This window comes from Burkholderia sp. Ac-20392 (assembly GCF_017104585.1).
Lineage (GTDB): Bacteria > Pseudomonadota > Gammaproteobacteria > Burkholderiales > Burkholderiaceae > Burkholderia > Burkholderia lata.
Genome location: NZ_JAAGPB010000259.1, coordinates 1 through 12,041 on the forward strand (window position 1 = coordinate 1; position 12,041 = coordinate 12,041).

The 12,041-nt window shown below is 67.1% G+C and carries 8 protein-coding genes; 2 read left to right on the forward strand and 6 right to left on the reverse strand.

Annotation, left to right across the window (positions count from 1 at the left end; genetic code table 11):
• The 5 genes from G3N99_RS24515 to apbC all read right to left on the reverse strand — a co-directional run.
• On the reverse strand, window positions 1-461 hold a 461-nt coding region (locus G3N99_RS24515), incomplete at its 3' end, for a lysozyme inhibitor LprI family protein (RefSeq protein ID WP_206123681.1).
• On the reverse strand, window positions 461-2,740 hold the full coding sequence (locus tag G3N99_RS24520) for an arginine/lysine/ornithine decarboxylase (RefSeq protein WP_069248599.1): 2,280 nt from the start codon (window positions 2,738-2,740) through the stop codon (window positions 461-463). The genes G3N99_RS24515 and G3N99_RS24520, both read right to left, overlap by 1 nt.
• 81 nt (window positions 2,741-2,821) lie before the next feature.
• Entirely contained in the window at window positions 2,822-3,391 is a 570-nt protein-coding gene (gene dcd / locus G3N99_RS24525) for a dCTP deaminase (protein ID WP_006398615.1), read from the reverse strand.
• Window positions 3,392-3,503: 112 nt separating this feature from the next.
• On the reverse strand, window positions 3,504-4,040 hold the full coding sequence (sodC, locus tag G3N99_RS24530) for a superoxide dismutase [Cu-Zn] (protein WP_174983199.1): 537 nt from the start codon (window positions 4,038-4,040) through the stop codon (window positions 3,504-3,506).
• 133 nt (window positions 4,041-4,173) lie between these two features.
• Window positions 4,174-5,265, reverse strand: a complete 1,092-nt coding sequence (gene apbC, locus G3N99_RS24535) for an iron-sulfur cluster carrier protein ApbC (RefSeq protein WP_174941631.1) — start codon at window positions 5,263-5,265, stop codon at window positions 4,174-4,176.
• A 351-nt stretch (window positions 5,266-5,616) separates the two neighbouring features.
• Between apbC and G3N99_RS24540 the strand changes: the two genes are divergently transcribed.
• Together G3N99_RS24540 and metG are read left to right on the forward strand one after the other, a co-directional pair.
• Window positions 5,617-6,261 (forward strand): OmpA family protein, encoded by a 645-nt coding sequence (locus G3N99_RS24540; protein WP_011352885.1) that lies wholly within the window; start codon window positions 5,617-5,619, stop codon window positions 6,259-6,261.
• Window positions 6,262-6,637: 376 nt separating this feature from the next.
• On the forward strand, window positions 6,638-8,782 hold the full coding sequence (gene metG / locus G3N99_RS24545; RefSeq protein ID WP_206123682.1) for a methionine--tRNA ligase: 2,145 nt from the start codon (window positions 6,638-6,640) through the stop codon (window positions 8,780-8,782).
• 57 nt (window positions 8,783-8,839) lie between these two features.
• Here the strand turns inward: metG and G3N99_RS24550 are convergent.
• Window positions 8,840-12,041, reverse strand: a 3,202-nt coding sequence (locus G3N99_RS24550) for a translocation/assembly module TamB domain-containing protein (RefSeq protein ID WP_206123683.1), incomplete at its 5' end; no start/stop codon positions are given.

Consider the following 12,041-nt stretch of genomic DNA (forward strand, 5'->3'; position numbering starts at 1 on the left):
TGCGCATAGCGATCGGCCGCACCGCGCAGCGCCAGCGCGCGATCGCGCACGGGCTGCAGTTGCAGGTCGGCGCTCGACATCGCGTACGACGTCCCGCGCGTCGTGTCGTACACGGCCTTCAGCAGATGCACTTCGTCCTTGCGCCACGTGAGCCAACGGCGCTGGCTGTCCTGCCAGCCGCGCTTCGCATCGGCCGGCGCATCCTTCAACAGGCGCTGGTACGCGCCGTCCATCACGGTCTGCCACTGCTGCTGCGCTTCGCCCATGCACTGGATCTGGCCGGCCGGCGAGGACCGGTCGCGCCGCGCGAGGCATTGCCGCATCGCGACGTCGATCGGGTCGGCCGCCGCGACTTCCGCGTGGGCGACACCCACGCCCGCCAGCCCGGCCGACCCTGCCGCCCAGACGACGAGCGCGGCCACCGCCGCACGCATCGCCTGGATTCGTCCGTGCGTCGCCATCAGTCGCGCACGCAGTCGACGAAGTACTCGACGCGGCCGTTCACCTCTTCCGCGACGAGGCCGTGGATGTCGGTGTGGAAGCCCGGGAAGCGTTCGTTGAAGTCGCGCGCGAACCGCAGGTAGTTCACGATCGTCTTGTTGAAGCGCTCGCCCGGGATCAGCAGCGGAATGCCCGGCGGGTACGGCGTGAGCAGGATGCTCGTCACGCGGCCTTCGAGCTCGTCGAGCGGCACGCGGTCGATCTTGCGGTGCGCGAGCTTCGCGAACGCGTCCGACGGCTTCATCGCCGGTTCCATGTCCGACAGGTACATCTCCGTCGTCAGGCGGGCGATGTCGTTCGCGCGGTACACGTCGTGGATCTGCGTGCACAGGTCGCGCAGGCCGACACGCTCGTAGCGCGGATGCTGCGCGACGAATTCCGGCAGCACGCGCCACAGCGGCTGGTTGTTGTCGTAGTCGTCCTTGAACTGCTGCAGCTCGGTCACCATCGAGTTCCAGCGGCCCTTCGTGATGCCGATCGTGAACATGATGAAGAACGAGTACAGGCCGGTCTTCTCGACGATGATCCCGTGCTCGGCCAGGTACTTCGTGACGATCGCGGCCGGAATGCCGGTCTCGCCGAACTCGCCGTCGACGTCGAGCCCCGGCGTGATGATCGTCGCCTTGATCGGGTCGAGCATGTTGAAGCCTTCCGCCAGCGGGCCGAAGCCGTGCCAGTGATCGTTCGGCTTCAGCATCCAGTCCTCGCGCGAACCGATGCCTTCCTCGGACAGGTTGTCCGGACCCCACACGCTGAAGAACCAGTCGTCGCCGTATTCGGCGTCGACCTTGCGCATCGCGCGGCGGAAGTCGATCGCCTCGGCGATCGATTCCTCGACCAGCGCGGTGCCGCCCGGCGGCTCCATCATCGCGGCCGCGACGTCGCACGACGCGATGATCGCGTACTGCGGGCTCGTCGACGTGTGCATCAGGTACGCCTCGTTGAAGCGATGCTTGTCGAACGTGCGGTTCTCCGAATCCTGCACGACGATCTGCGATGCCTGCGAGATGCCCGCGAGCAGCTTGTGCGTCGAGTGCGTCGCGAACACGAGCGCACCGGTGCGCGGACGGCCGTCGCCGATCGCGTGCATGTCGCGGTAGAAGTCGTGGAACGTCGCATGCGGCAGCCACGCTTCGTCGAAGTGCAGCGTGTCGAGCAGGTCGCCGAGCAGATCCTTGATCATCTCGACGTTGTAGACGACGCCGTCGTACGTGCTCTGCGTGATCGTCAGGATCCGCGGCTTCATGTCCGGGTTCTCGCGCATCGCTTCGCGCGCGAACGGGTTCGCCTCGATCTTCTTGCGGATGTTCTCGGGCTTGAATTCGTCGCGCGGGATCGGCCCGATGATGCCGAAATGGTTGCGCGTCGGCGTGAGGAACACCGGAATCGCACCCGTCATCGTGATCGCGTGCAGGATCGACTTGTGGCAGTTGCGGTCGACCAGCACGATGTCGCCCGGTGCAACCGTCGCGTGCCAGACGATCTTGTTCGACGTCGACGTGCCGTTGGTCACGAAGAACAGGTGGTCCGCGCTGAAGATGCGCGCCGCGTTGCGCTCGGACGCCGCGACCGGGCCCGTGTGGTCGAGCAGCTGGCCGAGTTCGTCCACCGCGTTGCAGACGTCCGCGCGCAGCATGTTCTCGCCGAAGAACTGGTGGAACATCTGGCCGAGCGGGTTCTTCAGGAAGGCGACGCCGCCCGAGTGGCCCGGGCAGTGCCACGAGTACGAGCCTTCATCCGCGTACTTGACGAGTTCCTTGAAGAACGGCGGCGCGAGCGAGTCGAGATAGACCTTCGCCTCGCGGATGATGTGGCGCGCGACGAACTCCGGCGTGTCCTCGAACATGTGGATGAAGCCGTGCAGCTCGCGCAGGATGTCGTTCGGCAGGTGGCGCGACGTGCGCGTCTCGCCGTACAGGAAGATCGGGATGTCCGCGTTGCGGCGGCGCACTTCCGTGACGAACGCGCGCAGCTCGATGATCGCGGTCGCGAGCTCGGGCAGTTCGCCGTCCGAGCCGGTCTCGCCGAGCATGAGTTCGTCGTCGTCGATCGACAGGATGAAGCACGACGCGCGGCTCGACTGCTGCGCGAACGACGTCAGATCACCGTAGCTCGTGAGACCGAGGACTTCGACGCCCTCCTTCTCGATCGCTTCGGCCAACGCCCGGATGCCGGAGCCCGAGATGTTCTCGGAGCGGAAATCTTCGTCGATGATGACGACGGGGAAACGAAACTTCATGGGCGATTCTCCAAAAAGAACGACCGCGGCGCGTCACGCGCAGCGGTCACCCGGAAACTGGTGAGACGTTATGCAACCAGATCAGGTTTTCGGCAGCGTGACACCACGCTGCCCCTGATACTTGCCGCCGCGATCCGCGTACGACACGTCGCACACTTCGTCGCTCTCGAAGAAGAGCACCTGCGCGACGCCTTCGTTCGCGTAGATCTTCGCGGGCAGCGGCGTGGTGTTCGAGAATTCCAGCGTGACGTAGCCTTCCCACTCGGGTTCGAACGGCGTCACGTTGACGATGATCCCGCAGCGCGCATAGGTCGACTTGCCGAGGCAGACCGTCAGCACGGTGCGCGGGATGCGGAAATATTCGACGGTGCGGGCCAGCGCGAACGAGTTCGGCGGGATGATGCACACGTCGCCCTTGAAATCGACAAACGAACCCTCGTCGAAGTTCTTCGGATCGACGATCGTCGAGTTGATGTTCGTGAAGATCTTGAATTCGTCCGCGCAGCGGATGTCGTAGCCGTAGCTCGACGTGCCGTAGCTGACGATCCGGCGGCCGTCCTCGGACGCGCGAACCTGATCGGGCACGAACGGCTCGATCATTTTGTGCTCTTCGGCCATGCGCCGAATCCATTTGTCGGACTTGATACTCATATCGGGGCGCCAGGAAACGCTGCGTGACGGGAAACGAAGGCCGCCATTCTGGACGGCGGCCGGGGAAAGGCCGACATTTTACGCGATCATCGGCCTACGCACGCGGCGGCCGTCAACGGATCACGCCGCAGGCAAGCGCGGGCCCCGCGCCATGCTGCGGAAACGCGGGATCGCTCGGGTCGCGGTGCACCAGCGCCGCGCGATTCATCGCCGAGCGCACGCCATCGAGGGCCAGATCGGGCGCGACGATGAAGCCGGCCGCGACGCCGTTTGCGTCCGCGTGGATGTTGCCGAGATCGCCGGCGACGCGGGCACCCGCGCGCAACCGGTCGGCCGCCGGCGCGAACACCTGGCCGGCGCTCGAGCCGTCACCCGCGTTGCAGTCGCCGCGTTCGTGTACCTGTAACGCGTGATCGCTGTTCGGTGGCAGCCCGGCCAGGTTGTAGGTAACCTGCACGCCGTCCGGACGCTCGACGAACGTCACCGCGCCGCGCGCCTGTGAGCCGACCGTCGGCTGCAGTTGTGCGTCGGCCCGTTTTTCGTGCGACGAGGAAAAGGAGGTGCAGCCGGCCAGCAGGCCCAGCGCGGCGGCGGCCAGCAGCGCGCATTGCACGCGGCTGGCATGCACGCCGTGATGTCGTTGTTTCATTCGATCCTCATGCCGGCTGGCGGCCGTTTGACACGACGGCCGCGCCGGGCGGGTAAAGGGACCCGGGAAAAGTCGCCATGATACCGCGCCTCGCGGCGCCGTAAACAGCGTGAGGCCCCGCCCCGCAAGGGTTTTACGTATTTTGAACAACGATCGACGGGAACTTCGACGTCATGTCGCGCGATCGCTCGGCAATCGCCAGCGCGACTCCGCGTGCGATGTCGCGGTAGCGACGCGCCAGCGCGCCGTCGGAATCGGCCACGACCGTCGGCGTGCCGCTGTCGGCGCGCTCACGGATCGCGATGTCGAGCGGCAGGCTGCCGAGCACGTTCACGCCGTAGTCCTTCGCCATCCGTTCGGCGCCGCCGGCGCCGAAGATGTGCTCCTCGTGGCCGCAGTTCGAACAGATGTGGATGCTCATGTTCTCGACGATGCCGAGGATCGGAATCCCGACCTTCTCGAACATCTTCAGGCCCTTCTTCGCATCGAGCAGCGCGATGTCCTGCGGCGTCGTGACGATCACCGCGCCCGTGACGGGCACGCGCTGCGCGAGCGTGAGCTGGATGTCGCCCGTGCCCGGCGGCATGTCGACGATCAGGTAGTCGAGCTCGCGCCAGTTGGTCTGGCGCAGCAACTGCTCGAGCGCGGAGGTCGCCATCGGGCCGCGCCACACCATCGGGTTGTCTTCCTCGATCAGGAAGCCGATCGAGTTCGCCTGCAGCCCGTGGCCGACGAGCGGGTTCATCGACTGGTTGTCGGGCGACTCGGGGCGCTGGCCGTGGATGCCGAGCATCGTCGGCAGCGACGGGCCGTAGATGTCGGCGTCGAGGATGCCGACCGACGCGCCTTCTGCGGCGAGCGCAAGCGCGAGGTTGACGGCCGTCGTGCTCTTGCCGACGCCGCCCTTGCCCGACGCAACCGCCACGATGTTCTTCACGTTCGGCAGCAGTTTCACGCCGCGCTGAACCGTGTGCGCGACGATCTCCTGCGACACGGCGACGCGCGCGTCGCGCACGCCGGCCACGGCCTGGAGCGCGGCGGTGATGCGTGCGCGCACGTCGTCGTGCTGGCTGCGCGCGGGATAACCGAGCACCACGTCGAGCGCCACGACGTCGCCGTCGATCGCGACGTTGCGCACGCCCTTGCTCGCCGCATACGGACGGCCGGTATTGGGGTCGACGACAGCCGCCAAAGCGGCGTCGACTTGTGCCCGGTCAATGCTCATCGAAACTCCGTGAAAACGTTTTTCTCGCGCGCAAACGTCAAAAAATATCAAATTACGCTGCGAAAATCGGGAAAAGTGAAAGAATCTGTTGCACGCCATTGCGCGAACGCGCGACCCGGCGCACTCTTCGCGTGCGGCATGCTATGGGGCCAAATCGGCCATTAACTGCCTATATTGTAGAGGCTGACGCGTCGCCCTGTCCCAACAGCCACGCTGACGGACAGGGCATGCGGCCACCTCGGCGGCTGCCGCGAGCGCAGGCCTGCCCTCCTTTTTCGGGCAGCCCGCGCAGGGAGCCGTAACTGTTGTTGTCGTCGTTGTCGACTCGTTCAACCAAGAGAGGAATCCAAGATGAACATGAAAATCGCGACCCGCTTGTCCGTCTTCGCATTGGCCGGCGCACTGCTGGCAGGCTGCGCCACGCAGCAAGGCAACAATACGGCCGTCGGTACCGGCACGGGTGCGGCGCTGGGCGCAGGCATCGGCGCGCTGGCGGGTGGCGGCAAGGGCGCGGCGATCGGCGCAGGCGTCGGCGCACTGGTCGGCGGCGTGACGGGTTACAACTGGCAGGCAATCAAGAACAAGCTGGCACCGTCGGCAGCGCAAACGGGTACGCAAGTGACCGAGCAGCCGGACGGCTCGCTGAAGCTGAACGTGCCGAGCTCGGTGACGTTCGCGACGAACCAGTACGCGATCACGCCGGCCTTCCAGCCGCTGCTGAACGATCTGGCGACGACGCTGAACCAGAACCCGCAAGTGACGGCATCGATCGTCGGCTACACGGACAGCACGGGCTCGGCGCAGCTGAACCAGACGCTGTCGCAGAACCGCGCGCAGAGCGTCGTGAACGCACTGGCACAGCGCGGCGTGAACGGCGGCCGCCTGTCGGCGCAAGGCATGGGTGCATCGAACCCGATCGCGGACAACGCGACCGAAGCCGGCCGCGCACAGAACCGCCGCGTCGAAATCTACCTGCGCGCAGCACAGGCGCAGTAAGCGCACGACGAGGGGAAAGCGCGGGCTCGCCGCCCGCGCAACCGCGCCGGACAAGGCTTCCGGCGGAGCCGGTAACAAATCGAAAAAATTTTCGAACTTCTGTCGCAGGCCGTGGTCAGTATTTACGGTACGCGGCTGGTGTTGCCGGCGCGTCACCATTCTCCTCTTGTCGTTGTTGCTCCGGGGCCGTATCCGCCCCGGTTTTTTTTGCCCGCAGAATTCGTGCTGCACCGCAGCACATCACCGTCGGGCACGCCGCTTGCGCGGCCCTGCCCGTTTCGGCGCCCGGTCAAGGGCGCCTGCCCGCGTCGCTGGCGCGCGCCCCTGCTAGAATCGCAGTTTCCCGTCGTTTTTCCGCCGTTCCTCTACAGACCCTATGTCCGCATCCGACCTCACTTCCGTGCAGGCTGCGGCGCCGCAAGGCGGCCGCCAGATCCTCGTTACGTCCGCACTGCCCTATGCCAACGGGCAGATCCACATCGGCCACCTGGTCGAGTACATCCAGACCGACATCTGGGTGCGGACGCTGCGAATGCATGGCCATGAGGTCTACTACATCGGCGCCGACGATACGCACGGCACGCCGATCATGCTGCGCGCGGAGAAGGAAGGCCTGACCCCGAAGCAGTTGATCGATCGCGTGTGGACCGAACACAAGCGCGATTTCGACAGCTTCGGCGTGTCGTTCGACAACTTCTACTCGACCGATTCGGACGAGAACCGCGTGCTGAGCGAGAAGATCTACGTCGCGCTGCAGGACGCCGGCTTCATCGCCGAGCGCGAGATCGAGCAGGCATACGATCCCGTCAAGGAAATGTTCCTGCCGGATCGCTTCATCAAGGGCGAGTGCCCGAAGTGCCACGCGAAGGACCAGTACGGCGACAACTGTGAAGTGTGCGGCTCGACCTACCTGCCGACCGAGCTGCTGAACCCGTATTCGGTCGTGTCGGGCGCGACGCCGGTGCGCAAGACTTCGAAGCACTACTTCTTCCGCCTGTCCGACCCGCGCTGCGAAACGTTCCTGCGCGAATGGGTGAGCGGCCTCGCGCAGCCCGAAGCAACCAACAAGATGCGCGAATGGCTCGGCGACGCCGGCGAGGCCAAGCTCGCCGACTGGGACATCTCGCGTGACGCGCCGTACTTCGGCTTCGAGATCCCGGGCGCGCCCGGCAAGTATTTCTACGTGTGGCTCGACGCGCCGGTCGGCTACTACGCGAGCTTCAAGAACCTGTGCGACCGCAACGGCGTCGACTTCGATGCATGGGTCCGCCCGGGCTCGACCACCGAGCAGTATCACTTCATCGGCAAGGACATCCTGTACTTCCACACGCTGTTCTGGCCCGCGATGCTCGAGTTCTCGGGCCACCGCACGCCGACCAACGTGTTCGCGCACGGCTTCCTGACGGTCGACGGCGCGAAGATGTCGAAGTCGCGCGGCACGTTCATCACCGCGCAAAGCTACATCGACACGGGCCTGAACCCCGAGTGGCTGCGCTACTACTTCGCCGCGAAGCTGAACGCGACGATGGAGGACATCGACCTGAACCTCGACGACTTCCAGGCGCGCGTGAACAGCGACCTCGTCGGCAAGTACGTGAACATCGCGAGCCGCGCGGCAGGCTTCCTGATCAAGCGCTTCGACGGCCGCGTGCAGGACAGCGCGATGAACCATCCGCTCGTCGCGAAGCTGCGCGACGCGATCCCGCAGATCGCCGCGCACTACGAAGCACGCGAGTACGGCCGCGCACTGCGCCACACGATGGAGCTCGCGGACGAAGTGAACGCGTACGTCGACGGTGCGAAGCCGTGGGATCTCGCGAAGGATCCGGCCAACGCGGTCGCGCTGCACGAAACCTGCAGCGTGAGCCTCGAGTCGTTCCGTCTGCTGTCGCTCGCGCTGAAGCCGGTGATGCCGCGCGTGGCCGAAGCCGTCGAGTCGTTCTTCGGGATCGCGCCGCTCGCATGGGCCGATGCCGCGAAGCCGCTGTCGTCGGAGCAGCCGATCAAGGCGTACCAGCACCTGATGACGCGCGTCGACCCGAAGCAGATCGAAGCGCTGCTCGCCGCGAACCGCGATTCGCTGCAAGCCGAAGCCACCGGCGCGGCTGTCGCGACCGCGAACGCCGCGAAGGATGCGAAGAACAACGCGAAGCAGGCTGTCGTGAACGGCGCGGACGATGCACCGATCTCGATCGACGATTTCGCGAAGATCGACCTGCGCATCGCGAAGATCGTCGCGTGCCAGGCCGTCGAGGGCTCGGACAAGCTGCTGCAGCTCACGCTCGACGTCGGCGAGGAAAAGACCCGCAACGTGTTCTCGGGCATCAAGTCCGCGTACCAGCCCGAGCAGCTCGTCGGCAAGCTGACCGTGATGGTCGCGAACCTCGCGCCGCGCAAGATGAAGTTCGGCCTGTCCGAAGGGATGGTGCTCGCCGCGTCGGCCACCGACGAGAAGGCCGAGCCGGGCCTCTACATCCTCGAGCCGCACAGCGGCGCGAAGCCCGGCATGCGCGTGAAGTAAGCCGAACGCGCTGCCGCCTGCGCGAAAAAAAGCCCCGCACATCGTGCGGGGCTTTTTTCATGGCTGCTCGGCGCGCCGCTCGCGGGTGCCGTCACTGCCGAACCAGCGATCGAAGCGCCGCGTGTAGTTCAGGTCGACGCCCTGGAACGTGCCGCCGTACGCGGACACCGACCAGAAGCGCGTCAGGTTGATCGTCGCCTTGAACGCGTTGCTCGCCGACTGCAGGCCCTGCTCGAAGCCGAGCACGAAGCGCTCGTTGATCGCCTTCGACACCAGCACGACCTGCGGGTCGGTCAGGCCGACTTCGCTGCGGCCGACCGAGACCTCGTCGAGACCGAAGGTCTGCGCGACGCGCTTGCCGGTCACGCTGCCGAGCAGCCCGAGCGCCGCCGTCATCGCACCCTGCTGGCCGACGTTGTTGCCCTGGTCGGTGCCGTGGCCGAACAGCAGCCACGACAGCTTTTCGTTGTCCGTGACGTTCGGCTCCGACACGAGCTTGACCGTCAGAGACTGGATCGTGCCCGTGACCTGCACGCCGGCCTCGACTTCCTGGTTGCGCCGCATCGCGAGGATGTTGACGCCCGGGTTCGACACGGGGCCGTTGAACGTGAAGAAGCCGTTCTCGATCGCGAGCTTGCGGCCGAACGACGTGTACGTCGATCCTTCGGTCACGCGCACGTTGCCGACCGCGCGCAGCGGCACGCCCGGCGCACTCATCACGGTGATCGTGCCGCGCAGCCCGAGATCCGCGCCGTGGCCCTTGAAGCGGAAGTTGTTGCCGAGACCGATGTCGACGTTCGCGCGCGGCGCGAGCGACGGTGCCGGCTTGTCCTCGGCCGGCTTCGGCTTCGCGACCGCGGTGCCGGTCGGCGTCTCGCCGCGCACCGTGCCGCCCGGCTCCACGATCACCACATCGTCCGACAGGTGCGGCGCCGATTCCTCGGGCAGGTCGAACAATGCGCGGTCGACGACGAACTTGCCGTCGATCGACAGCGCGCCGCGCGGCCCGTCGTTTGCGACCGTCGCCTTGCCCGACAGCGACAGCTTGCGATCCGGCGCCGCGAACAGCTCAAGCTTGTCCGCGACGATGCTCGCGGTCAGGTCGGGCGCCTCGCCATCGAGGCGCACGCGGCCGAGCATGCGCAGCGTACCGTCGCCGCCGTGGAACTCGACCTGCTGGAATTCGACGAGGTTTTCCGACAGCTTCACGCGCACGATGCCATCCTTCAGCTGCACGCCCTGGTCGATGAGCGTCGCGGACAGGTCGTCGCCCGTCAGCATCCCCGACAGGTTCGGCTTCACCGGCGTGCCCGCGACCGTCAGCTTCAGCGACGCGCGACCGCCGAGCAGGTAGCTCGGCCCGAACAGGTTGCCGGTCGTCTTCAGTGCCGGGATATCGGCGTCGATGCGGCCCGACAACGGGCCATCGTTGACCACGCCGAACATGCCGTCGCGCAGCGCGAACGGCACGACCACGTTCGCGTCGAGCGTGCCGATCCGGTTCGCCTTCGCGAGCGCCGTCACGTTGAGCCGGTTGCCGGCCGTGAAGCTCGCGCGCGCGGACAGGTCGGTCAGCCCCAGCGATGCGATGCCGCGCCCGCTCTCGATCGTCACGTCGCCACCGCGCCGCTTCACCTGCACATAGCCCGTCGCGTTCGCGCCGAGCGAAAAATCCCAGTCGGCGTCGAGCACGACGTCGGTCCGCACCGGCGGTCGCTGGCCCGTCAGCTCCTGGCGGACCTCGAGGAAACGCGCGACCGACACACCGCTCACCGAGCCCGCCGAGCGCATCTGGCCATGGTCGAACACGAACGATTTCAGGTCGATCGCCGCGCCTTCGAGCGTGAGCCGGGTCGCGCCGAGCGTCACGCGGCCGGCGCCGGCCGACACGGTCAGCGGCGACTGCAGCGCGATGGCCGGTGTGCCGCGGTTCGCAAGACGCGTGACGGTGCCGTCCCAGCGCATCCCGTCGCGGTTTTCGACCACGCCGCCGTTCGCCGCGAGCGTCACGTCGATCACGCGGCCGCCGGCCATCCCGAGCGCCGACGCGTCGAGCGTGTGCTTCGCACGCGTGCCGTCGAGGTTCGCGCGCAGCGATTTCAGTTTCAGCGAGCCGAGCGCGATGTCGGACGCGTCGGCCGTGAACACGAGCGCGCCGTGCGCGCCGTCGCGGATGTCCGCGCGGCCCTGCGCGGCGCCGATCCGGTTCGAGCCGACGACGACGTGCTCGGCCTTGTAGGTAGCGGTCACGTTCGGGTGCGCGAAGCTGCCGGTCAGATCGCCTTGCGCCTGCACGAGCCCTTCGACACCGAAGCCGAGCCGGTCGAGCTGCGGTGCGTCGACGACGAAGCGCAGCCGGTCGCCGGGCGCGCCGAAACTGCCGCGCAGGTCGACATGATTGCCCGCGATCGACAGGTTCGCGTTGCTCGGCAAAATGCGCGAGCCGGCGAGCTGCACGACGCCGGCGCCGGTCAGCGGCACGCCGTCGTACAGGCTGTCGCCGAGCTTGAAGGTCGCCTTCGTCGACACCTGCGGCGCGAATGCGCCCGACGCCGTCAGCGTGCCCGACGCGCGCGTCTCGCCGCGCGGGGCCGGTGCCTTCGTCGCCTTGGCGGGCGCCTTGCCGCCACCCGCCTTCGGCGCACTCGCCGCGGCGAGCAGCAGCGGATCGAATCCGGTCAGCGTCGCCTTCGCGTCGTAGCTCGAATGCGCATCGTGGCGGAACACGCCCGTCAGGTCGATCCTGCCCTTGCCGGCCGTCACGCGCGCGTCGGTCAGCACCGTCTGCTGCGACGTCAACGCAACCTTCGCGCGCGCGCCGAGCGCGAGCTTCGGGTCGTTCAGGTTGAAATCGACGGTCGTCACGTCGCCCGCGAGCGTCACGCCGAGCGGGCCGGCAAGACGCATCGGCCGCAACTCGGCGACGAACGCGTTCAGGTCGAGGTTCGCGACCTTCAGGTCGAAGCGGCCCTTGCCGCCGGCCAGCGTGCCGTTGCCCGTCACGCTGCCGTCGCGGATCAGCTTCAGCGCGAGCGCGTCGATCCGCTGCGCGTGCGCGTCGAGATGCACGTTCGCGAGCGCGTCGATCACCGGCAGCAGGTGGTCGCCGAGCGTGCCGGGCTTCGCGTTGACGATCGACACCGGGCCCGTCACCGCGAAACCCTTCGCGGGCTCGGCCCCGGCCGGTGCGGTCACGGGCGCGAGTTCCGCGCGCACCGCGAGATCGGCGCCCGGCGCGCCGGGCGCGAGCGCCTGCGGG

Bases quoted from the DNA above. Each gene is read 5' to 3' on its own strand.
- G3N99_RS24520 (WP_069248599.1), bottom strand. From the start codon at position 2,740: ATGAAGTTTCGTTTCCCCGTCGTCATCATCGACGAAGATTTCCGCTCC.
- dcd (WP_006398615.1), bottom strand. From the start codon at position 3,391: ATGAGTATCAAGTCCGACAAATGGATTCGGCGCATGGCCGAAGAGCAC.
- sodC (WP_174983199.1), bottom strand. From the start codon at position 4,040: ATGAAACAACGACATCACGGCGTGCATGCCAGCCGCGTGCAATGCGCG.
- apbC (WP_174941631.1), bottom strand. From the start codon at position 5,265: ATGAGCATTGACCGGGCACAAGTCGACGCCGCTTTGGCGGCTGTCGTC.
- G3N99_RS24540 (WP_011352885.1), top strand. From the start codon at position 5,617: ATGAACATGAAAATCGCGACCCGCTTGTCCGTCTTCGCATTGGCCGGC.
- metG (WP_206123682.1), top strand. From the start codon at position 6,638: ATGTCCGCATCCGACCTCACTTCCGTGCAGGCTGCGGCGCCGCAAGGC.